General features: G+C 71.5%; 21 protein-coding genes. 6 read left to right on the top strand and 15 right to left on the bottom strand.

Annotation, left to right across the window (positions count from 1 at the left end; translation table 11 throughout):
• Positions 1-211: 211 nt before the first annotated feature.
• Complete coding sequence (locus AB7F12_RS11255) at positions 212-754, top strand: GNAT family N-acetyltransferase (RefSeq protein WP_428501455.1); 543 nt, start codon at positions 212-214, stop codon at positions 752-754.
• A gap of 83 nt (positions 755-837) precedes the next feature.
• Here the strand turns inward: AB7F12_RS11255 and AB7F12_RS11250 are convergent, their stop codons facing one another.
• The 13 genes from AB7F12_RS11250 to AB7F12_RS11190 form a co-directional block, all read right to left on the bottom strand.
• On the bottom strand, positions 838-2,799 hold the full coding sequence (locus tag AB7F12_RS11250) for a flavin-containing monooxygenase (RefSeq protein ID WP_428501454.1): 1,962 nt from the start codon (positions 2,797-2,799) through the stop codon (positions 838-840).
• 105 nt (positions 2,800-2,904) lie between these two features.
• Positions 2,905-3,507 carry a TetR/AcrR family transcriptional regulator gene (locus AB7F12_RS11245; protein WP_428501453.1) on the bottom strand — a complete coding sequence of 201 codons (603 nt, stop codon included), beginning with the start codon at positions 3,505-3,507 and terminating at the stop codon, positions 2,905-2,907.
• Positions 3,508-3,516: 9 nt separating this feature from the next.
• Positions 3,517-5,067: an AMP-binding protein gene (locus AB7F12_RS11240; protein WP_428501452.1), complete on the bottom strand. Its 1,551-nt coding sequence runs from the start codon at positions 5,065-5,067 to the stop codon at positions 3,517-3,519.
• A gap of 25 nt (positions 5,068-5,092) precedes the next feature.
• Positions 5,093-5,545 (bottom strand): MaoC/PaaZ C-terminal domain-containing protein, encoded by a 453-nt coding sequence (locus AB7F12_RS11235; protein ID WP_428501451.1) that lies wholly within the window; start codon positions 5,543-5,545, stop codon positions 5,093-5,095.
• Entirely contained in the window at positions 5,542-6,051 is a 510-nt protein-coding gene (locus tag AB7F12_RS11230) for an FAS1-like dehydratase domain-containing protein (protein ID WP_428501450.1), read from the bottom strand. Before AB7F12_RS11230 ends, AB7F12_RS11235 begins: the two co-directional genes overlap by 4 nt.
• The gene (locus tag AB7F12_RS11225) at positions 6,048-7,385 is read right to left on the bottom strand and encodes an MmgE/PrpD family protein (RefSeq protein WP_428501449.1); all 1,338 of its coding nucleotides are present in this window, start codon (positions 7,383-7,385) and stop codon (positions 6,048-6,050) included. Before AB7F12_RS11225 ends, AB7F12_RS11230 begins: the two co-directional genes overlap by 4 nt.
• A gap of 17 nt (positions 7,386-7,402) precedes the next feature.
• Complete coding sequence (locus AB7F12_RS11220) at positions 7,403-8,461, bottom strand: zinc-binding dehydrogenase (protein WP_428501448.1); 1,059 nt, start codon at positions 8,459-8,461, stop codon at positions 7,403-7,405.
• Positions 8,458-9,273, bottom strand: coding sequence for an enoyl-CoA hydratase/isomerase family protein (locus AB7F12_RS11215; protein ID WP_428501447.1), 816 nt, complete (start codon positions 9,271-9,273; stop codon positions 8,458-8,460). Before AB7F12_RS11215 ends, AB7F12_RS11220 begins: the two co-directional genes overlap by 4 nt.
• Entirely contained in the window at positions 9,270-10,136 is an 867-nt protein-coding gene (locus tag AB7F12_RS11210; RefSeq protein WP_428501446.1) for a branched-chain amino acid ABC transporter permease, read from the bottom strand. Before AB7F12_RS11210 ends, AB7F12_RS11215 begins: the two co-directional genes overlap by 4 nt.
• Positions 10,137-10,140: 4 nt before the next feature.
• The gene (locus AB7F12_RS11205; RefSeq protein ID WP_428501445.1) at positions 10,141-10,848 is read right to left on the bottom strand and encodes an ABC transporter ATP-binding protein; all 708 of its coding nucleotides are present in this window, start codon (positions 10,846-10,848) and stop codon (positions 10,141-10,143) included.
• Positions 10,845-11,615 (bottom strand): ABC transporter ATP-binding protein, encoded by a 771-nt coding sequence (locus AB7F12_RS11200; RefSeq protein WP_428501444.1) that lies wholly within the window; start codon positions 11,613-11,615, stop codon positions 10,845-10,847. Before AB7F12_RS11200 ends, AB7F12_RS11205 begins: the two co-directional genes overlap by 4 nt.
• Positions 11,612-12,685 carry a branched-chain amino acid ABC transporter permease gene (locus AB7F12_RS11195; RefSeq protein WP_428501443.1) on the bottom strand — a complete coding sequence of 358 codons (1,074 nt, stop codon included), beginning with the start codon at positions 12,683-12,685 and terminating at the stop codon, positions 11,612-11,614. Before AB7F12_RS11195 ends, AB7F12_RS11200 begins: the two co-directional genes overlap by 4 nt.
• An 80-nt stretch (positions 12,686-12,765) precedes the next feature.
• Positions 12,766-13,929 carry an ABC transporter substrate-binding protein gene (locus AB7F12_RS11190; RefSeq protein WP_428501442.1) on the bottom strand — a complete coding sequence of 388 codons (1,164 nt, stop codon included), beginning with the start codon at positions 13,927-13,929 and terminating at the stop codon, positions 12,766-12,768.
• Between the two features lie 212 nt (positions 13,930-14,141).
• Between AB7F12_RS11190 and AB7F12_RS11185 the strand changes: the two genes are divergently transcribed.
• On the top strand, positions 14,142-14,828 hold the full coding sequence (locus tag AB7F12_RS11185) for an enoyl-CoA hydratase/isomerase family protein (RefSeq protein ID WP_428501441.1): 687 nt from the start codon (positions 14,142-14,144) through the stop codon (positions 14,826-14,828).
• Positions 14,825-15,472 carry an enoyl-CoA hydratase/isomerase family protein gene (locus AB7F12_RS11180; RefSeq protein WP_428501440.1) on the top strand — a complete coding sequence of 216 codons (648 nt, stop codon included), beginning with the start codon at positions 14,825-14,827 and terminating at the stop codon, positions 15,470-15,472. The genes AB7F12_RS11185 and AB7F12_RS11180 overlap by 4 nt, the downstream gene beginning before the upstream one ends.
• 241 nt (positions 15,473-15,713) lie before the next feature.
• Here AB7F12_RS11180 and AB7F12_RS11175 read toward each other — a convergent pair whose 3' ends face one another.
• Entirely contained in the window at positions 15,714-16,928 is a 1,215-nt protein-coding gene (locus tag AB7F12_RS11175; protein WP_428501439.1) for a methionine synthase, read from the bottom strand.
• A 457-nt stretch (positions 16,929-17,385) separates the two neighbouring features.
• Between AB7F12_RS11175 and AB7F12_RS11170 the strand changes: the two genes are divergently transcribed.
• The 3 genes from AB7F12_RS11170 to AB7F12_RS11160 are packed head-to-tail and all read left to right on the top strand — an operon-like array spanning position 17,386 to position 21,550.
• Positions 17,386-18,651 carry a cytochrome P450 gene (locus AB7F12_RS11170; protein WP_428501438.1) on the top strand — a complete coding sequence of 422 codons (1,266 nt, stop codon included), beginning with the start codon at positions 17,386-17,388 and terminating at the stop codon, positions 18,649-18,651.
• 46 nt (positions 18,652-18,697) lie between these two features.
• Entirely contained in the window at positions 18,698-19,828 is a 1,131-nt protein-coding gene (locus AB7F12_RS11165; protein ID WP_428501437.1) for a 5-methyltetrahydropteroyltriglutamate--homocysteine S-methyltransferase, read from the top strand.
• 51 nt (positions 19,829-19,879) lie between these two features.
• Positions 19,880-21,550: an FAD-dependent monooxygenase gene (locus tag AB7F12_RS11160; protein WP_428516841.1), complete on the top strand. Its 1,671-nt coding sequence runs from the start codon at positions 19,880-19,882 to the stop codon at positions 21,548-21,550.
• Between the two features lie 82 nt (positions 21,551-21,632).
• On the opposite strand, the gene AB7F12_RS11155 is transcribed toward AB7F12_RS11160, so the two are convergent.
• Positions 21,633-22,493, bottom strand: a complete 861-nt coding sequence (locus tag AB7F12_RS11155) for a response regulator transcription factor (protein WP_428502123.1) — start codon at positions 22,491-22,493, stop codon at positions 21,633-21,635.
• Positions 22,494-22,534: the final 41 nt, after the last annotated feature.

Here is a 22,534-nt window from a genome sequence, read left to right as displayed (position 1 = left end):
TGGTGGCGAGTGGGCGGATTCCGGCGGAGAAGATGGGGACCCACCGGTTCACCTTCGACCAGATCGACGAGGCCTATGACGTGTTCAAGAACGCCGCGGCCAACCAGGCCCTGAAGGTCGTCATCACGCCCTGACCGGGGGGTGGCCTGCTGCCCGGGCCGGGGACGCGTTCCGGGCATTTCGGTCGACACCGCGACCGGCCGCAGGGACCATGGCCGACGTGGAGATCCGCCCCGAGACCCCCGCCGACCACGACGCCGTCCGCGCCGTCCACCTCGCCGCGTTCGCGCCCCGGGACGGGTCGCCGGCGATCGAGGCCGGCCTGACGGACAGGCTCCGCACCGGCCCCTGGTTCCTGCCGGAGCTGTCCCTCGTCGCCGTCGTGACCGGCGATGGTCGCCCCGGTGACCATCGCCGGTCCCGGGTGGGGCACGTGATCTGCACGCGGGCGCACGTCGGGGACACCGAGGTGCTGGGGCTGGGGCCGATCGGGGTGGCGCCCGGGTTCCAGGGAAACGGGATCGGGAGCGCCCTCGTCACCGCGGCGATCGACGTCGCGCGCGCCCGCGGGGAGCGGCTCATCGGACTCCTCGGGGACCCGGGGTTCTACGGCCGCTTCGGGTTCGTCGACTCCCGCACGGTCGGGATCGACGCCCCCGAACCCGCGTGGGGCGTGCACTTCCAGGTCCTCGCGCTGACCGACGCGCCCGTGACCGGCACGTTCCGCTACGCCGCGCCCTTCGACGAGCTCTGACGCGCACCCGGCCACACCGACCTCGACGTCAGCGTGGTCGCGGCCATGATCGGACCGGGCTCGGGTCGGACTCGGCCCCGTTGTCAGGCCACGCCCTTCGACGGGTGCCGCACCGGGGTGACGAGGTGTTCGTCGAGCGAGGGGCGGCGCGTCATCGTCCAGTAGTCGAGCAGCTTCCAGGGGCTGTTGGTGACGACGCGCCCGTTGGCGTTGCGGTACCAGGTGCTCATGCCGGGGTGGGTCCAGATCATGTTCTCGTGGGCGGCGTCGACGCGGGCGACGTAGTCGTCGCACACCTGCTCGCGCACCTCGACGGCCGCGACGTCGGCGGCGACCATCGCGCGTAGCAGCTCGACGATGTAGTGCACCTGGCACTCGGCGTGGAACATCGTCGAGCCGCCGTGGCCGAGGTTGGTGTTGGGCCCGTACATCAGGAACAGGTTGGGGAAGTCCGGGACCTCGATGCCCAGGTGCGCCCAGGCATCGTCGTCACCCCACCGCTCGCGCAGCGAGGCGCCGGAGCGGCCGCGGATGTCGAGGGGGTGCAGCATCGTGCGGGCGGAGAAGCCCGTGGCGAAGACGAGGACGTCGACGTCGTGGCGGCCGCCGTCGTCGGTGACGACCGTGGACCCGTCGATCGCGGCGACGCCCGAGGTGACGAGTGAGACGTCGTCGCGGCGCAGGGTGGAGAACCAGTCGCAGTCGAGGAGCATCCGCTTGCCGTAGGGCGGGTAGTCGGGCAGCGACTTGGCCACGAGGTCCTCGCGGTCGCCGAGCTGCTCGCGCAGGTAGCGGGTGAAGAACTCGCGGTGCTTGTCGTTGGTCGCGTTGATGGAGCGGTCCTGATGTGACCAGGCGGGGTCGCGCTGCAGCGTCGGGTGCAGCTTGTCCTGGAACATCCACATGAGCCGTAGCCGGTACCAGGGCCGGTAGTACGGGACCTGTTCGAACAGCAGCCGGGTCCGGGGGTCGACCTCGCGCAGGTAGTTCCCGTTGGGCGCCACCCACTGGGGCGAGCGTTGGAAGATGACGACGGACCCGGCCTGCTCGGCGATGGTCGGCACGACCTGCATGGCCGACGCGCCCGTCCCGACGACGCCGACGCGCTTGCCGGCGAGGTCGACCGAGTGGTCCCACTCGGCGGTGTGGAAGGCCGGGCCGGGGAACGTGTCGAGCCCTGGCAGCGCGGGGACGACGGGCCGGTTGAGCTGGCCGACGGAGCTGACGAGCACATCGCTGACGAGCTCGGACTCGACCCCGCCGGAGAGGACACGGACCCGCCACACCGACGCGGCCGCGTCCCAGGTGGCGCCCAGCACCTCGGTCCCGAACCGGATGACCGACCGCAGTCCTTCCTGGTCGGCGACGCGGCGGAGGTAGTCGAGGATCTCGGGCTGCTTGGCGTAGTAGCGGGTCCAGCTCGCCCAGGGCGCGAAGGAGAAGGCGTAGAGGTGGCTCGGGGTGTCGACGCCCGCGCCGGGGTAGTCGTTGTCGAGCCAGGTGCCGCCGACGTCGTCGTTGCGTTCGAGGATGGTGACGTCGACGCCGAGGCGGCGCAGCGCGGTGCCGGCGCAGATGCCGGAGATGCCGGCGCCGATGATCACGACGGAGAGGTCGGCGCCGAGCGGTGGCCCGTCGAAGACGTCGGAGGGCACGAAGCCGGCGTCCGCTGCCATCGACTCGGCGTACTCGGGCGGGACCTGCTCCCCCAGCGACTCGCTGAGCATCGTGATGAGCTCGTCGTCGAGCGGCGGCGGGGTGAGCGTGCCGGTGCCGTCGCGCAGCCCGCGCAGGAGGTCGAGGACGGTGTCGCGGATCTCGGCCTGGATCTCCTCGGGCAGGCCGCCGGTGTCGTTGTCGTTCATCGCGATGGTGCGTGAGGGCCGGTAGGGCGGGGAGAACCAGCGCGGGTCGCCGGTGAGGGTGCGCAGCACGAGCAGCAGCGTGGGGATGTTGCCGGCGACGAGGGCGTCGCGCAGGACGGCGTCGTCGGCGGTGACGGTGGGCAGCCCCACGGGGCCGGTGGCGCGGTGGGTGTCGGGCATCGCGTTCCCCCTCCAACTACTCGACCGACTGGTCGGTCGAGTGATGATGACGAGACAATACCCCGAGGTGGCCGACCGCCCGGGGAGACATGGGGCACACCGGGTTCAGGGCGCGGGACCCGAGCGGGAGGCCGCGATCCCCGACAGGAAGCACCGCCAGAAGCTGACCGCGATCTCGTGCGGCGACGACGACCCGCCCGGGCGGTACCACTGGTAGGCCCAGTTGCAGACGCCGAAGAACGCCAGCGTCGTCAACCGGGTGTCGGTGACCGCGAAGTCCCCCCGGGCCACGCCGCGGACCACGACCTCGTGCACGCGGTCGAAGTACTCGTCGCGGCGCCGCCGGGAACCCAGGTCGTCCTCGACCGGCAGCTCCCGGTGGTGCTCGTAGTAGGCGCGCAGGTTCGCGGGCTCGCGGTCCATCGCGTCCAGATGGTCGGCGACGACCCCGAGCAGGACCGCCGCCGGCGGTGCGCCCGCGTCGATGCGGGCGCACAGCCGGGCGTGCAGGTCGTCGGCCAGGTCGTCGTGGATCCACTGCAGGATGCGCCCCTTGCTGGGGACGTGGTGGTACAGCGTGGGTTTCTTGATCCCCACCGCGGCGGCGATGTCGTCCATCGACGTGTGGTGGTAGCCGCGCTCGTCGAACAGGCGGGCCGCCGCGGTCACGATCTCCCGGCGACGCGACGACACCGGCCCCCCGTCCACGGTGCCGCCCTATCCCTCGCCGCGCAGGAGCTTCTTCTCGATCTTGCCGATCGAGGTCTTGGGCAGCTCGTCACGGATGTCGACGATCGTCGGCACCTTGAACTTCGCGAGCCGGCCGGCGCAGTGCTCCTGGATCGCCTCGACGGTGAGCGTGCTGCCCGCCGCGAGCGCCACGAACGCCTTGACCGCCTCGTCGCGGATCGGGTCGACGACGCCGATCACCGCGGCCTCGACGATCTCGGGATGGTCGAGCAGCACCGACTCGACCTCGACCGTCGACACGTTCTCCCCGGCCCGCTTGATCATGTCCTTGCCGCGGTCGAAGAAGTAGAAGTAGCCCTTGTCGTCGACGTAGGCGTTGTCGCCGGTGTGCAGCCAGCCGTCGACGAGCGTGCGGGCCGTCGCCTCCGGGTCGTTGTGGTAGCCCAGCATCAGCGTGCGGCCGGGCCGGCCCTGCACGACGATCTCGCCCACCTCACCCTGCGCGACCTCGTTGCCCTCGGCGTCGACGAGCTTGACGACGCGGTCGTGCAGCGGCACCCCGATCGACGGCCAGCGCTTGGGCCCGAACACCGGCGCGACGGTCACGAGCGTCATCGCCTCGGACAGCCCGTAGCCGTTGACCAGCTCGACGCCGTAGCGCTTCTCGAAGGTGTCGCGCTCGTCGACGGTGATGTTGAGGGCGTAGAACACGCGACGGACGTCGTGCTCGGCGTCGGTGTCGCGCGGGGGCTGCGCGAGCAGGGTGCGGGCCTGCATCGCGACGAGGCTGATCTGCGTCGCCCTGTGCGCGCGGACCTGGTCCCAGAAGCGGGTGGCCCGGTACTCCTCCAGGATGATCGCGGTGCCGCCGACGGTCAGCGACGACAGCACCGTCAGCGACTGGGCGTTGACGTGGAACACCGGCAGCGACGTCAGGCAGCGCTCCGACGAGTCGAGCAGCAGGGCCCGCGACGAACGCTCGCCGGAGTGCAGCGCGTTGGCGTGGGTGAGCAGCACGCCCTTGGGCCGGGCCGTCGTACCGGAGGTGAAGATCATCTCGACGACGTCGTCGGCGGTGACGCCGTTGTCGGGCGGGGTGGCGCCGGCGAGACGCTGGTCGTCGAGCAGGAGCGTTCCGGACGGCGCCGAGGACGTGCGGGCCATCAGCGTGTGGCGCACCGTCGGGCACTGGGCGACCGCCGCGGCGACGACGTCGGCGAACAGCGGCTGGGTGATCACCGCGACCGACTCCGAGTAGGAGACGACGTGCTGGATCTCCCCCGCCGTGTTCGCGACGTTCGACGGCACGAACACCGCGCCCAGCGTCGCCAGGGCGAACCAGGCCTCGACGACCTCGGGGCTGTTGCGCAGGTGGATCGTCACCCGGTCGCCCTTGCCGACGCCGAGCGCCGCGAGCCCGGCCGCCAGCTCGTCGACGCGCCGTGACATCTCGAGGTAGCTGTACTCGGTGATCGTCCCCTCGGCGTCCTCGTAGACGATCCAGGGCTTCTCCGGGTTGCGCTGCGTGCGCTCGTCGAGCAGGTCGCGCAGGGTCCGGTCGCCGATCAGGTCGTGCACGTGTCCTCCTCGGGAGTGGGCGCGCTCATGCGTCGCACTCCGGTAGCTCTACCGTCGCCCAGCCCGGAGCGCACGTCTCACCACGCTGGTTGGTCTCGGCCAGCTCGCAGTCGACGAGCCGTCCGTTGACGGCGGTGACCGTGCCGGTGACCCGCAGCTCGTCGCCGGGGATCGCGAACTGGCGGTTCTGCCAGCGGAAACGCGTCAGCCGCGACCGCGGTCCCGCCCATTCGACGACGAGCCGCGCCAGGTAGGAGCCGTGCAGGTGCGCGTGCACGAGCGGGCCGGGGTAGCCCTCGGTCGCGGCGTAGGGGGTGTCGAAGTGGATGCGGTGCGGGTTCCAGGTCAGCGCGCTGAACCGGAACAGGGTGATCTCGGTGGGGGTGACGACGAGCTCGCCGACGGTGTCCCCGACCTTGACGTCGCCTGAGAACAACTGGGCGCTCGCGTCGATGATTCGCTCCCTGCGCTCGCTCATCGGGCCAGGAAGCTCTCGTGGCACTCGACGAGCAGCCGCCCGTCGGCCTCCAGGTACCTGCGGTGGACCTCGATCACCAGCAGCGGCCCCGACCGCCCCTCCTTGCGCGTCACCGCCGTCACCTCCGCGTGCATCACGACGTCGAGCCCGGCGACGACGGGTTCGTGGAACGTCAGGTCCTGGCCGCCACCCATGAGCCGCAGCCCGGCGACGTCGATGTCGCCCAGCGGGGTGGTGGAGTTGCCGTCGGCGAGCAGGTCGGACTCGGCGGGCCCGGTGTCCCAGCCGAGCACCGCGGACAGGTAGAGGGGTGCGGCGAGCAGGCCGTCGTACCCGAGGTCCTTCGCCGCCTTCTCATCGGCGTACGCGGGATCCGTGTGCCCCACGACCAGCGAGAACCGTTGCAGCGCACGCTCGTCGAGGACCCCGATCCGGATCTCCTGGACCTTGCCGACGCCCGCGACCGCCCTCTCGTAGGCGGCGTCGATCAGCTCGGCGCTGCTCACGACGTCACCGTCGCCGACACGACGTCGCGGACCGACCGGTTCTCGACGTCGAGCACGGTGTCGACCAGGCCCCCGACGATGTCCGAGGACGGCAGCTCGCCCGCCATCACCTGGATCTGGGCGAGCAGCCCGGCGCGGTCCCAGTTGAAGTCGGCGGCGCCGTCCGCGCTGACGTACTCGACCCGGCCGCCGTCACGCAGGTCGATCTCGAGCTTGAAGGAGCGTGACGCCATCGCCGGGTCGGGGACGACCTCGATGCGCCGGGCCAGGTCGAGCAGCCCGTCGTCGTCGGTGCGCAGCAGGTCCTGCGCGGTGACGGTGCCCTTCTCCAGCGCGACGGCGAGGCAGAACTGGGCGCTCATCAGGGCGTCGCCGGCGCCGCGGAAGGGGCCGGTGGAGTCGGTGCCGGGGTAGGCCGCCTCGCCGGGCGACAGGGTCAGCCGGGCGGCGCCGACCAGTTCGGGGGTCAGCTCGTGCCGGTCCCGGAGGCCGAGCGCGTCGGTGACCGGCGACTGCAGGATCGCGCACACCGGCAACGGCTTGTAGGTGACCTCGCGGACGCGCCAGGTGGAACCGAGGTCGGTGGCCACGGCCGAGAGGTCGGTCTCCTCGCCGAGCAGGGCGCGGTAGAACCCTTGCGCCCCTTCGAACGCGTCGGGTGCACCGGTGCCGCCTGCCGCGGCGAGCCGGGCGGCGAGCAGCCCGTTGCGCGCGCAGAAGCCGACCTGGAAGAGCCACTCCTGGCTGCCCGCGACCCAGGTCTGGTTGGTGCCACCGGCGAGGCTCGTGGCGATGCCGATGGCGTTCGCGGTGGTGGCGGCGTCGAGGCCCAGCAGCCGGGCAGCACCCGCGGCGGCGCCGAGGACGCCGTAGACCCCGGTCGCGCGGAACCCGCGGGGCGTCGTCCGGGGTGCGAAGCCCTGGGAGAGCGCCCCCGCCGTCTCGTACCCGGCGGCGAGCGCGGCCACCAGCTCGGACCCCGGCGCATCCAACGACTCCCCCAGCGCCAGCACGGCCGGGACCAGCGTCGCGCCGACGTGGGTGAGCCCCGGGAAGTAGACGTCGTCCTGCGCGCGGGCGTGAATCGCCGTCGCGTTGACGAACGCCGCGGTGTCGGGCGCGACGGCCTTCCCGGTGCGGAACAGCCGCGCGCCGCTCCCCTGCCCCACGGCGTCGGCGTAGCGGAACGACGCCCCGGTGACGACGTCGTCGGCCAGCGCGACCGCCAGGTTGTGCAGCAGCGTCACCCGGATCTTCTCGACGACGTCGGCCGGCAGCGCGTCGATCGTCAGGCCGCTGGTGAACGCGGCGACGCGTTCGGAGATGGTGCTCACGTGACAGGTCCCCCGATCTAGCGCGTCGGGTCCAGCAACAGCTTGCCGAACACGCCGCGGTCCTCCAGAAGTCGTTGCGCCCCTTCGATCCCGTCGAGGCCGACGGTGTCCTGCACCACGGGCTTGATCTCACCCCGCCCGACGAGCCCCAGGACGTCGACGAGGTCCTGGCGCGACCCCGCGAACGACCCGATCACGGTGTGCTCCTTGACGAACAGGTGCCACAGGTCGAGCGAGACCGTGAAGCCCGAGTGCCCGCCCGAGGTGACGAGCCGGCCGCCACGGGCCATGGCGTGCAGGCTGCCTTCCCAGGTGGCCGCGCCGACGTGCTCGAACACGAGGTCGACGCCGCGCCCGCCGGTCCACGCCCGCACCTGGTCGGCCCACTCGGGGTCGCGGTGGTTGACGACGTGGTCGGCGCCCAGGTCGACGGCGCGGGCCATCTTGTCGGGGCTGCCGGCGGTGGCGATGACGCGCGCACCCGCGAGCCGGGCGATCTGCACGGCGAGCACGCCGATCCCGGCGCCCGCGGCGATGACCAGGACGTCCTCGCCGATCCGGACGTCGGCGCGGCGGCGCAGCATGTGCCAGGCGGTGGGCCCGGTGACGGCGACGGCCGCCGCCGTCGCGTGGTCCATGTGGTCGGGCAGCGGGAGCAGCTGCGCGGCCGGGGCGATCGCGTACTCGGCGTACCCGCCGTGGGTCTGGACGCCGTAGATCCGTCCGCGCAGGCACATGTTGTCGCGCCCGACCCGGCAGAACGCGCACTCCCCGCACGACAGCACGGGATCGACGACGACCCGCTCGCCGCCCCGCCACTTGGTGACGCCCTCGCCGACGGCGGCGACGTCGCCCGCGACCTCGGTGCCCGAGACGTGCGGCAGCGGGACGTCGGCGGGGGTCTTGCCGTCGCGGGTGAGCAGGTCGACCTGGTTGAGCCCGCACGCCCGGACCCGGATCAGCACCTCGCCGGGGCCGGGGGTGGGCACGTCGACCTCGTCGACGACGAGCCGGACGGTGCCGTCGATCTCGCGGAGCCTCGCCGCGCGCATGGTCGCCGGGATCGCGTTGTTCATGAAGAGCCCTTCTTACGGAGCCCGTCCATGTACGCGGCCTTGCGTGAGGCGAACTCCGCCGACTGGAACGTCAGGCCGTTGGACACGGCCTCCATCGCGAGCTGCTCGCGCAGCGGGCTCGTCGCGCCGTTGCGGATCACGAGCTTGAGCATCCGGATCGCGTCCGGGCCCATGGTGTTGAGCTGGGCGACGACCTCGTCGACCCTCTTGACCAGAGCCTCGACACCGTCGTGCACCTCGTTGACCAGTCCCCACGCTTCCCCCACCTCGGCGAGGACGGGCTTGCCCAGCAACGCCATCTGCAGCGTCCGCGACGGGCCGATCGCCTTCTGCGTCAGCCACGACAGCCCGAAGTCCTGCACCACCGCGAGCGTGCCCGGCACCATCCAGAACCGGGCGCCGCGCACGGCGAGCCGCATGTCGCAGGCCATCGCGAGGCCGAACCCGCCGCCGCCGACGGCGTCGCCGTTGACCGCGGCGATCGTCGGGAACGGCAGCTCGTAGAGGCCCGCGATGATGCGGTGCTGCCAGTCGAGCAGCCGCTTGCCGGAGAACACCGTCGACGACTGCTTCTCGTCGAGGGCCTCCATGAAGAACGGCGTCGACAGGTCGACACCCGCGGAGAACAGCCGCCCGCGACCGGTGAGCACCAGGGCGGCGACGTCCTCGTCCGCTCCGATCCCGCCGACGGCGTCGAGCAGCTCCTCGAGCATCACGGGGTCGAGCGCGTTGAGCTTGTCGGGGCGGTCGAGGGTGATGCGGGCGACCGCCCCGTCGCGCTCGACGGAGATCGTCTCGTACTTCTGCGTCATACCTTCACCTTCGCCACCCGGCCGAGCAGCCCGGCCGGGCGGATCACGAGGACCAGGACGAACACCGCGTAGACCAGCGCGGTGCGGAAGTCCGCCGACACGTAGCCGGCGAAGAACGCCTCCAGCAGCCCGAGCACGACCGAGCCGGCGATGGCCGTCCCGATCCGGCCCAGGCCACCGAGGATCGCGCCGACGAAGCCGATCAGCGCGAGGTTGAGCCCCATGTAGGGCGAGAGCGTGAGCAGCGGCGCGGCGAAGATGCCGGCGACCGCGGCGAACACGCCCGAGACCGCGAACAGGATCGTCGTCAGCCGGGCGGTGCGGATGCCCAGCACCTCGGCGGTCTCGGCGTCGGAGAACATGGCGCGCACCGCGGCGCCCCGCTTGCTGCCCAGCACCAGGACGAGCCCGGTGAACAGGACCGCCGACATGACGACGACGGCGAGCTGGTGGGCGGAGATCGACACGGCGCCGAGCTGGAAGACGGTGCGGCCGAACGGCGAGGGGGCCGGCACGTTGACCCCGCCCGCCGAGAGTCTGATGATCTCCTCGAAGACGATCGCCAGCGCGAACGACATGATCACCGCGGCCAGCATCGCCCGTTTCGCGGCCCACTTGTAGAGCAGGTGCCACGACACGACCGACACGAGCGCGCCGACGACGAGCGCGATCAGGATGCGCACCGACTGCGGCAGGCCCGGGAAGTACACGTAGGCCAGGTACCCACCGAGCATGGCCTGGGCACCCAGCGCGAAGTTGACGAAACCCGTCGCCGTGTAGATGACGGCGTAGCCGGTCGCGATCAGGCCGTAGATCGAGCCGGTGACCAGACCTGCGACGATCAGCTGGAGGAGCTTGTCCATACCCTCACACCGCCCCGAAGTAGAGGTGGGCGACCGCGTCCTCGTGCGACATCTCCTCGACCGTGCCGCCGAGCAGGATCTCCCCGCCCGCCATCAGGTATCCCCTGCTGCACAGCGACATCGCGAGCGCGGCGTTCTGTTCGACCATCAGCACCCCGAGCCCGTCGGACACCAGGCCGCGCACGGCCTCGCCGACCTGCTCGTAGATCACCGGGGCCAGGCCGAGCGACATCTCGTCGATGACGAGCAGCCGCGGCTCCTGCACGAGCGCCCGGGCGATCGCGAGCATCTGCTGCTCACCGCCCGACAGCAGCCCGCCGAGCTGGCCGCGGCGCTCACGCAGCCGCGGGAAGCGGTCGAACGCGGAGTCGATGCGCGCGCCGACCCGCTTGCCGCCGACGGCCCGCACCGCGACCTTGAGGTTCTCCCCCACGGTCAGCGGCCCGAACACGTGCCGGCCCTCGGGCACGAGCGCGATCCCGGCGTGCGCCCGCGACCAGGCGGCCTTCGACGCGTGGTCGGTACCGTCCCAGCGGACCGTCCCCGACGTCGGCTTGGTCAGGCCCATGATGCCGCGCAGCGTCGTCGTCTTCCCGGCGCCGTTGGGGCCGACGAGGCACACCGCCTCGCCGACCTCGACGTGGAGGTCGACCCCGCGCACGACGGACACGTCGCCGTAGCCGACCGACAGGTTCTCGACGTCGAGCCTCATGCGGCGCTCCTGCCCAGGTAGGCCGTGATCACCTCGGGCATCACGCGGACCTCCGCGGGCGGGCCCTGCGCGAGGACCGCGCCCTCGGCCAGCACGGTGACCCGGTCGCAGATGCCCATGACCAGCCCGATGTTGTGCTCGATGATCAGGATCGTGTACGCCGCGGCGGAGAGGTCGCGCAGCACCGCTTCGAGCAGGTCGACGTCGGCACCCGACAGCCCGGCCGCGGGCTCGTCGAGCACCAGCAGCCGCGGCTCGGTCGCCAGCGCCCGGGCGATCTCGACCAGCCGGCGCCGCCCGTAGGACAGCTCCCCGACGTGGCGGTGCGCGACGTCGGCCAGCTTGAGCATCTCCAGCAGCTCCGCGCAGCGCACCAGGCTCGCCTTCTCCTCCCGCGACGTGCGCGGGGTGTAGAAGACGTCGTGCGGGAAGCGGTAGCGCAGGTGGCGGTGGCGGCCCGCCATGACGTTGGCCAGCACGTCCTCGTCCTCGAACAGCTGCGAGGTCTGGAACGACCGCGCGATGCCCCGCGAGGCCAGCTTGTGCGACGGCAGGCCCGTCGTCGCCTCGCCCGCGAACTCCACGGTGCCGTCGTCGATCCGGTCGACCCCGGTGAGCATGTTGACCAGCGTCGTCTTGCCCGCACCGTTGGGGCCGATGAGTCCGTGGACCTCCCCCTCGACGACGTCGATCGAGACCGAGTCGACGGCGACGAGGCCGCCGAAGCGCCGGGTCAGGCCCTGCGCGCGCAGCAGTGGCTCGTTCACGAGCGCCCCTTCCGGTTCGTCGTCCGCCGTGAGCCCAGGCGTCGGAACAATGTGGACATCGCCCCGCCGATGCCCTGGGGCAGGAACAGCAGGGTCACGACGACCAGCGCCGCGTAGATCAGCAGCACGTACTCGGAGACGGCCTCGCCGTCGACGGCGCTGCGGAACCAGGTCAGCACGATCGCCGCGACGAGGACGCCCGGCAGGGAGCGCAGCCCACCCACGATGGCGATGGTCAGCACGGTCGTCGTCAGCGTGAGGCCGAAGACCGACGGGTCCAGCACGTAGGCGTAGGCGGTGTAGAGCGAGCCCGCGATCGCGGCGAACGCCCCCGAGAGCCCGAACGCGAGGAACCGGTAGCGCCCGGTGTCGACGCCGATGCTGCGCGCCGCGATCGGGCCCTCGCGGCCGGCCATGAGCGCGCGGCCCAGCCGGCTGCGGCGCATGCTCGTGATCATGACCCCGAAGACGATCACGCAGCCCAGGCCGATCCAGTAGATCAGCAGCGGGTCGTCGAGGGTGAGGCCGAAGAAGTGCAGGTCGAACCCCGCGAGTCCTTGCGCCCCACCGAGATAGTCGATGTTGCGCACCACGTTCTCGCCGACGAACCCGAACGCGAGCGTGGTCAGCGCGAGGTAGAGGTCCGACGCCCGCAGCGTCGCGACGGCCATCAGCAGCCCGACCAGGGCGCCCGCCACCGCGACCAGCGGCAGCGCGATCGCGCCGTCCCAGCCGAGCTTGTCCATGAGCACGACGCCGACGTAGGCGCCGACGCCGAAGAAGCCCGCCTGCCCGAGGCTGAACAGGCCGGCGATGCCCATCAGGAAGTGCAGCGAGACCGCGAGCAACGCGATGATCGCCATGTAGGCGAGGAGGAACTGCTGGGCGCTGTCGATTCCGGCGAACGGCAGCAGCACCGCGACGATCCCGAGCACCACCGGCACGCCCCAGCGCACCCAGCGCGGGGTGACGTGGCGTTCCGCGGTGAAGGCCGGCGGCTGCGGGTCGTCGTCGGGGGGCCCGTCGGGCCGGGTGTCCGGCGTGGCCGGGGTCGTACTGGGGGTGCTCACCGATCCGCCTCCCGGTCGGACGGCCGCGGGCTCTGCCCGCGGCCGTCCTGGTCGGTCCTGCTGAGTCCGTGCCGGTCGGGTCAGCCCAGCGGCCACGCGGTCGTGAACCCGGTGCCGTCCCACTGGCCGATCGTCGAGGTCGTCAGGCCGCGGCGGTTGTCCTTGGTGAACGTCCACGACTTGACCGCCTTGCCCGGCATGTTCGTCAGCGACTCCATGCCCGCGGTGAGGTCGGCGGCCGTGAAGCCCTTGGCCTTCGCCGACTCGGCGACGCCCTTGGTCGCGTCGTAGGCCATGGCCGCGATCCAGCCCGGGTCCTTGATGCCGGCCGCGACGAAGCGCTGCGAGAGCTCGACGGAGTTGGGGTCGGTCGCGTTGTTCGGGAACCACGGCGAGACGATCATGTAGCCCTTGGCGTCGTCACCGGCGAGCTGGATGGCGCCCGAGGCGTCCGCGCCGACCCACTGCCCGGTCACGCCGTTCTCCCGCGACTGACGCAGCAGCTTCGCGACGTCGGCCGGGTCGGAGTCCGACAGCAGGATGTACTTCGGCTTCTTCTGGTTCAGCTCGACCATCACCGGCGTGTAGTCCGCCTGCGACGGGTCGTGGCCGATGTTCGCGACCGGGGTGATCCCCGCGGCGGCCAGACCGTCGGCCTGCTGCTTCGCGCCGCCGTTGCCGAAGTCGGTGTTGGCGTGGACGATCGCGACGGTCTCGCCCGGCTGCAGCTTCGCCTTCACGAAGTCGACGACCGTCTTGTTGTTGACGTCGTTCTGCGCGCTCCAGCGGAAGGTGTTCGTGTACTTGTCGGTGATGTCGGGCAGCACCGCGAACACCGCGTGCGGGGTGTCGGCCCGCTGCGTGACCTCGGCCGCCGGCAGGATGTCGAGGCTGACGACGGGCCCCATGACCAGCGGCATCTTGTCGCTGGTGACCGCGTCACGCGTCTTGGAGACGCAGATCGCCTGCTCGGACTGGCAGTCGTAGAACTTCGGCGCGATGGTGAACGGGTAGTCGCCCGAGGCGTTGAGGTCCTTGACCGCCTCGTTCACCCCGGCCTGCAGCTGCAGGCCGTAGGGCGCGTACTTGCCGGTGATCTCGGCGACGACGGCGAACTCGAGCGTCTTTTCGTCGGCCCCGGACCCACCGGTTCCCGACGACGAACCGCCGTCGCCACAGGCCGTCAGCACGAGCGCGGTCGCAGCCACCACCGCGACGCCCAGCCGGTTTCTCCACCGCGTCATTACGGTCCTCCGGGGGTAGGAAAGAGCACGACCGACTGGTCGGTCGGGTGCTGTGGCCCGAAACTGTAGGGGCAGTCACAAAGACCGTCAAGCACGTGTTCCACCCCCGTCACCCAGCCTTCCGCCACCCCCGCCGAACCACCCTTGACACCACACGCGGCCACGGGACACCCTCTCGACCGACTGGTCGGTCTGCCTTCGGGAAGGATCAGATGCCCGCCGCTCCCACCGTCGCGCGCGACGGCTCCGTCGCCGTCGTCGACCTCGGCGACGCCTCCCTGGAGGCCCTGGTCGACGCCCTGTCAGGACTCCCCTCCGACGTCCGCGCGCTCCTGCTGCGACTCACCGGCACCGGCGGCGACCAGGCCACCGGTCCGACCGGGTCCCGGGACGCCCTCGGCGCCGTCGAGGACCTCCCGCTGCCGACCGTCGCACTCCTCGGTGCCCGCTGCACCGGCCTCGCCCTCGACCTCGCGCTGTGCTGCGACGTCCGCGTCGCCCCCACCGACGTCGTCGTCGCCGCGGCCGCACCCGCCGCCGGCACACTCCCGGCCGGCGGCACCGTCGCCAGGCTCGTCCGCGCCACCGGCCAGGGCGTCGCCCGCGACATGCTGATCACCGGCCGCCCAGTCGCCGCCGCCCAGGCACTCGCCTGGGGCCTGGTCACCCGGCTCTCCCCCACCGCCGAGACCGACGCGCTCGACCTGGCGCGGACCCTCGCCGCCCTCTCCCCCGAAGCCCTCGCCGCCACCAAACGCCTCGCGCTCGGCGCCTCCGAGGACTCCTACGCCGACGGCCTCGCCGCCGAGCTCGCGCTGTGGCGCACCGTCCGCGAGGGCGCCAACGCCCAGGAAGGGCTGTCGGCATTCGCCGACAAGCGGGAGCCGCGGTTCACGTGATCCGCGTCGAGCAGCACGGCGACGTCGCCGAGATCGTCATGGACGCCCCACCCGTCAACGCCTTCGACCGCCCCTTCCTGCAGCGGCTGGGCGAGGCGCTCGGTGGAGTCCCTGACCGGACGCGCGCCGTCGTCGTCAGCAGCGCGGTTCCCCGCATCTTCGCCGCCGGCGGCGACATCCCGTACATGGCCCGCGCCGACCTCGACGACCAGATGTCCTATGTGGAACTGTGCCAGGAGGTCTACGGCGCCTTCGACCACGTCGCAGTCCCGACGATCGCCGCCGTCGACGGCGCCTGCCTCGGCGGCGGGCTGGAGCTGGCACTGTCCTGCGACATCCGCGTCGTCGCTCCGGCGGTCCGGCTCGGGCTGCCCGAGGCCACGCTGGGCATCCTCGCCGGGGGCGGCGCGATCCACCGGATCGTCCGCGCCATCGGCCAGGCCCCGGCCCGCGACATGCTCCTCACCGGGCGGCGGATCACCGGCACCGAGGCCGTCGACATCGGACTGGCGAGTCGCCTCGCCGAGCCCGGCACGGTGACGGCCGCCGCGCTCGCGCTGGCCGCCGGTATCGCGGCGGCGGACCCGGCCGCGGTCGAGGCCGTGACCCGCGCGGCCCGGGCGGTCCTCCCCGTCGGTCCCTAGCCCCGCCCCCTGCACCGCGACGGCGCGACCGAGGCCCGGCCCCACGACGCGCCCACCCGCGCGCAACCCCACTGCTCCCGCAGGCCCCCACGCGGACCCTCAGGTTGCGCGCCACGACCCGGCCGCAACCCCACTGCTCCCGAACGCCCGCCCACGGACCCTCAGGTTGCGCGCCACGATCCTGGCCGCGGACCGAGGTGCACGCCGGGCCCGGGCCGCGGTCTCCGGCGCCAGGCCGCGGTCACCGGCGCCGGGGCGTGCTCCCGGTCAGCTCCGGTCGTGCAGAGGGCCGGGTGCCCCAGAGGGCGTCACTCGCCAGGGCGGCCCCCTCGACGAGCGAGCGCAGCTTGGCCCAGAGCGTCCAGATCGAGACGCGCTGCCGGCCCGCGTACTGGGCGAAGCCGCAGTCGGTGCCGGCCATCACCCGCTCCCGACCGATCAGGCCCGCCAGTCTGATGATCCGCTGCGCGACGAGCTCCGGGTGCTCGACCATCATCGTATGGTGCGTGACCACGCCCGGGACGACGATCTTGTCGTCGGGCAGCGTCACGTCCTCCCAGATCCGCCACTCGTGCTCGTGGGCGGCGTTCGCCTGCTCGATCTGGAGGTAGCGGGCGTTCACCTTCAGGACCAGGTCGATGATGTCGCGCAGCGGCACGTCGTGGGTGTGCGGACCGTGGTTGCTGCCGCTGCAGATGTGGTAGCGCACGCGGTCCTCGGGGATGCCGCGCAGCGCATGGTTGAGCGCTTCCACTCGCGGCTCCGCCCAGCGCCGGTAATCGGAGTCGTCACCACCCTCCAACCTGATCGTCGCGTACCGGTGCCAGAGCACCGCGTCGTCGACGGACACGAGCAGGCCCGCGTCGACGATCCGGCGGTACTCCTCGTGCAGGGCGTCCGCGAACGCCCACATCATCTCGTCCTCGGTCGCGTAGTGCTCGTTCTCGATCCAGTAGATGCTGCCCGGCGCGACGGCGGGCACGAAACCGTCGACGACGTCGTGCATGTCGATCGCCGCCGTCAGGTTGGCGATATCCCGCTCCAGCGGACCGCTGTCGTACGCGATCGGACCCGTGCAGAACCAGGCGGTCCCGCCTTTGTCGGAGTCCTTCTCCTCCCACGGCGCGTAGTTCGTGTAAAGGCTGGTGCTCTGGTGCGCCTCGCGCTCGAGGCCGGCGGGCAGCGTCTGGTCGGCCGCCTGGACCTGCCGGGCCTCGATGCCGCTCACCCGGTCGTAGATGTAGGCGATCCAGCTCGGCTTGCTCATCTCCCCGTCGTTGACGACGTCGAGACCGGCCGCTGCCTGCTTCTCGACCACGTCGGCCACCGCTGCGCGGAGACTCTCGTCGAACGCGGCGCTGTCGTACTCCTTGCCCTGCCACGCGAGCCGGAGCGCCTCGGCCACCTCGGGCGGGCGGATGAGGCTGCCGACGTGGGTGGTGAGTACCCGATCCATGGCTTCGCGCCTCCTGGTGGACGACACCATTTCCTCGTTCGCCCGAGAAAGAGAACTGCACAGCCCGTCTCCACCACCGTTCCCGGTGGCCCACGGGAAACCGACGGGGAAGGGCCGGATCGGGCCGGGGAGGGGTGACTGACAACGCGTGCGTTTCGCCGAGGGGTACGGCGCCCATCGAATACAACACGAGGAACGACGCGGCCGTCAAGAACGATTCCCTCGATGTCGGCGAATGCCCCGACCGGCATCCGGATCGGAGCCATATGCCGTCGGCCACGCACGGATTCGTCGCGAGGTGCCGCACCTGCCCGGACGGGAGGGGAAGTCCTCCCGTTCGGCGGACGCGGCAGTTGTGGGGATCGAAAATGATGGCGGAAGCGCTGGGACGGACCGATGGTCGGTCGGCCCGGCATTCGGATGCCCGTCCCAGGCGCCTCCCCGGAAGGAGCTGCACGTGCCTCAGCCGGAGGTGCACGGATTCAGCTATCCGTCCACCGCGCACGTGGCCTGTCCGTGGCCGGTGCTGTCGCAGATCAGGAACGCCGGCTCGGTGCACCGCGTGGAGTCAGGACGATTTCTGGTGTCGCACTATCGTGACGTCGAGTACGTCCTCAAACGGGATGACCTGTTCTCCGGCCGCACCGAGGAACGCCTACAGCCATTCGACTGGCCGGGCCCGGAAGGTGTGCCGGAGGCATCCCTCGGAAAACGGACCGGGCATGTTCTCAACGTCATCGAACTGGACCCACCTATTCACCAGGAACGCCGGTCACGGATGTTCCGGTTCCTCAAGCCCGCCCGCCTGCGGACCTACCGGCCCTGGATCGAGGACATCGTCGACGAGCTGATCGACGGATTCATCGACGAGGGCCGGGTCGAGTTCATGCACGAGTTCGCCTACCAGCTGCCCACCCGTCTGATCATCCGCATCCTCGGCCTCGGCCCCGACGACTTCGACTGGATGCACGCGTGGGGCCTGATGGAGTGGCGGGGCGGCCGGAAGTTCATGACCGAGGACGAGGTCACGAAACAGGGTGACCCCGCCGAGATCGGCCCCCTGGTCACCGCCGCGATCCTCGATCGCGTAACCGAGCCGCGCGACGACGGGCTCACCGAGATGATCCAGGCCCAGGCCGCCGACGACGGCGCGTTCAACCTCGCCATCGTGCGGGCCGACCTCGGCCAGTTCGTGCGCGCGGGAATCACGACGACCGGCCACCTGCTGTCGAACGCGATGCTGCTGCTGGTCCGCCACGACGAGTTGCGCGACCTCGTCGTGCACGACCCGGCCAGGATCCGGTTGCTGATCGAGGAGGTACTGCGACTGGAGTCACCACTGCAGTGGGTTCCGCGGGTCGCGCGGCGCGACACCGAGCTCGGCGGGGTGCCCATCCCCGAGGGCTCCTACCTGATCGTGATGCTGCAGTCGGCCAACCGGGACGAGGCGAGATGGGGTGACGACGCGGCCGCGCTCGATCCCGGGCGCCGCTCGGCGGTCGACCATCTCGCCTTCGGCAAGGGCTCCCATTTCTGCCTGGGTGCGCCGTTGGGCCGCCTGGAGTCACAGGTCGCCTTCACGAAGCTGTTCTCCCGCATGACGAACATCCGGGTGGCCCCGGGTACGGGGCCGACCCGCCACCAGAGCCCGACGTTCCGCGGGCTGACCGAGCTCCGGCTCGAGTTCGACCGGATGCCGGCGACCGCGCCGTCCCAGACGTGAGCCGGCACTCCCTGCGGAGGGCCGGCGCGAGCCGAGAGGTTGCACCATGAGCACGGGAACGACTGCCGGGGCGAGCAGGCCACCGTTCCGGGCCGACCACGTCGGCAGCCTGCTGCGCCCGGCCGCGGTGCGCGACGCGCGTGCCGGGCGGGTCGCCGGCGAGATCAGCGCCGCGGAGCTGCGGAGCGTCGAGGACCACGAGATCCGGCGCGTCATCGAGAAGCAGCGCAGCGTGGGGCTGCAGGCGGCCACCGACGGCGAGTTCCGCCGTTCGTGGTGGCACCTGGACTTCCTCTGGGGGCTCGACGGCGTCGAGCGCTACGTCACGGACTCCGGCGTCAAGTTCGCCGCGACCAACACCCGCAGCGAAGGCCTCAAGGTCACCGGGAAGGTCGGCCTGTCCGGCACGCATCCGATGGTGGATCACTTCAGGTTCGTGCAGGAGCACGCCGCGGGTGTCGTTCCGAAGATCACCATCCCGGCACCGTCCGCGATCTACGGCCGTCCGATCACCATCCCGATCGACCGCGACGTCTATCCCGATCTCGACGAGTTCTTCGCCGATGTCGGCAGGGCCTACCGCACCGTGGTCGGCCAGTTCGTCGCAGCGGGCTGCCGCTACCTGCAGCTCGACGAGGTCTTCATCGCCATGCTGTGCGACACCGACTACGTGCGGGCGATGGTGGAACGGGGCGACGACCCGGACAAGCTGGCCGTCCTCTACGGCGACCTCATCAACGAGGCGATCGCCGACGTGCCGCCGGACATGACGATCACGATGCATCTGTGTCGCGGGAACTACAAGTCGACCTTCATGGGTGCCGGCAGCTACGACGCGGTGCAGGAGGTCCTGTTCGACCGGATCCGGGTCAACGGGTACTTCATGGAGTACGACGACGCGCGCTCCGGCACGTTCGCCCCGCTGCGGCTGCTGCCGAAGGACAAGAGGGTGGTGCTCGGCATCATGACCACCAAGTCCGGGCGGCTGGAGGGCAAGGACGAGCTGAAGCGGCGCATCGACGACGCGGCGAAGTACGCGCCGCAGGACCAGCTCTGCATCTCCGGCCAATGTGGATTCGCCTCGACCGAGGAGGGGAACATCCTCTCCGAGGACGAGCAGTGGGCGAAGCTGGCCCGCCTCGTCGAGGTCGCGGACGAGGTATGGAACCGGGCGTGAGGCCGCCCGTGGCCACAGCGACGAAATAGGGGCGATGTGTCGAACCGCAGGATGTCAACGACGCCCGTGGCCATCGTCGGCGGCGGCCCCGTCGGGTTGCTGCTGGCGCTGTTCCTGGACCGTCTCGGGGTCGGGTCGACCGTCTTCAACACCGAGCAGACGACCCGGTGGCACCCGAAGGGGAACGGGCAGAACTCGCGGACGATGGAGCACTACCGGACGCTCGGAGTCGTCGACGACATACGCGCGTTGGGTGTCCCGGCAGACCATCCGTTCGACCATGCGGTGCTGACGAGGCTCAGCGGCCACGAGATCTTCCGGTTCCGGCGCCCGAGCCAGGCCGAGCGGCTCGCCACCCGCCGGACCGGCCCGTCGACGGACCAGTACGTCGAGCCGATGTACCACGTCAACCAGATGTACGCCGAGCGCGTGCTGCACCGGCACGCCGCGCAACGCCCGAACATCACGTTGCGGTTCGGGTGGCACGTCGACGACGTCGCCCAGGACGTCGACGGGGTCACGCTGCGGGCCCACGAGGTGGACACGGGGACCGAAGGGACGTGGCGCGCGCAGTACGCGGCGGGCTGCGACGGGGCGCGGGGCGTGACCCGTAGGTCGCTCGGGGTCCGGTACGAGGGCGACGTGCGGGAGACCGACTACTTCGCCGGGCTCGTCTACTCGGTCCACATGCGCATCCCCGACCTCGTGCCGCGGTTCCTCGCCGACCGCAGGGCGTGGGCGTACTGGCTCATCAACGACGACGCCGCCGGAATGATCATCTCGCTCGACGGCGAGGACGAGTTCATGATGCTGGCCAAGCCCAACCGGGATGCCGGCCGACTGGACCGCGCGGAGGTCCGGCGGTGGATGCAGCGCTGCATCGGCGCGGACATTCCCGTCGAGATCGTCAACTACCAGCCGTGGACCGCCGGTGCGGCCCTGGTCGCCGAGCGCTACGTCGTGGACCGCATCGCACTGGCCGGGGACTCGGCCCACCTGTTCACCCCCACCGGCGGGTTCGGCATGAGTACCGGACTCGACGACACCTCGAACCTCGGCTGGAAGCTGGCCGCGCTCGTCGCCGGGTGGGGTGGGCCGGGGCTGCTCCGCTCCTACGAGGCCGAGCGCAAGCCGATCGGCTACCGCAACACCGGGGCGGCCCGCAAGATCGCGATGTCGTGGCACGCGCCGGAGGCGACCCCCCACCTCGAGGACGACTCCCCCGTCGGTGCGGCGCAGCGACGCGCCGCCGCGCAGTCCTCGTTCGTGAAGAACAACCATTTCTTCCGCGACGAGGAGGTCGACGCGACCGGCGTGCAGCTCGGCGCACGCTACGACGGCTCGCCGCTCATCGTCGACGACGGCCCGCCGCCGGCGGACGACCTCGACGTGTACGTCCCCTGCGGGGAGCCGGGCGGCCGCGCGCCGCATCTGTGGCTGGACGAGCAGCGCGGGCACGGGAGCTCGCTGTTCGATCGCCTGGGCACGTGGTTCACGTTGCTGCGCTTCGACGAGTCGATCGACACCCTGCCCCTGCGCCGGGCCGCTGCGGCGCGCGGCGTCCCCCTGGCCGTGCTGGACGTCTCGCAGCCCGAGGCCGTGGGTCTTTACGGCCGCCGGCTCGCGCTGATCCGTCCGGATCAGTACGTCGCCTGGCGCGGGGACGACCTGCCCCCGGATCCCGACGCACTCATCGCGAGGGTGACCGGCCACGGCGGATGACGCGGGGGTGGACCGCCCGGGTGCACGGGCCGCCCACCCCACGCGCGACCGGCCCACCGCACCCGGGGCGGGCGGGTCCGGCTCAGCCGCGGACGAGCGAGGGGCGCTCCCGGTGCAGCGTCATCCGCAGGTAGCGCGAGGAGGCCTCGGCGCGGTTCGCCGCGCCGAGCTTGCGCAGGATGTTCTTGACGTGGAACTTCACGGTGCCCTCCGAGAGGACCAGCGCGCGGGCGATGCCCGCGTTGGTGTCGCCGCGCGCGATCAGGTCGAGCACGTCGATCTCCCGCCGGGTGAGCACGTCGCGCAGGCCCTCCAGATCGCCCGGGGGCTCCGGCCGACGCGGCACCGGGTCGCCGCCGTCGTCGGTGAGGGTGATCGTGCGCTCGTAGCCCGCCTCGGCCGAGACGACGATCCGCTGCAGCACCTGGCGCTGGGTGCGGAGCCGGTGCCGCAGGACGGCCCGCTCGAACACGAGCGCGAAGGACAGCGCGAACGACTCGAGGTTGTCCGCGTCGACGTCCTCGACGTCGCGGCCACCCCGTAGGCGGCAGCCGTGCAGGAAGCCGATCACCTGGCCGTCGACGGCGACCGGTGCGGCGACGTAGCTGCTCCAGCCGAGCGCGTGCCCGTACCCGCGCCGGTCCGACACGATCCGGGCGCTTGCGCGCCGGACGAGCTCGGCCTCGGCCAGCGGACGCGCCAGCGCAACCGGCTTCGCCCGCAGCGCCTCGAGCAGCGCGCGCTCGGCGGTGTCTCCGACCGGGGCGTGCAGGTGTTCGGGGATCAGCTCGCCGTGGCGCACCGTGGACAGCAGCACCCGGTCGAGGTCGAGCTCGGCCGCCGCGATGCCGGGTGCCTGGGCCCGGACCTCCCCCGGTGACCTGAGCTCCCCGAGCCGGCGGAGGGCGGCCGCGGGCTCGGCCCTGACGGGGGTCTCGCTCATCAACGCACTCATGGTGAACGGATCTCCTCGGTCGTGTCGGC

Source organism: Pseudonocardia sp. (genome assembly GCF_050250275.1).
Lineage (GTDB): Bacteria > Actinomycetota > Actinomycetes > Mycobacteriales > Pseudonocardiaceae > Pseudonocardia.
The sequence above is the reverse complement of the archived record's forward strand: the minus strand, read 5'-3'. Positions and strand labels throughout refer to the sequence as shown.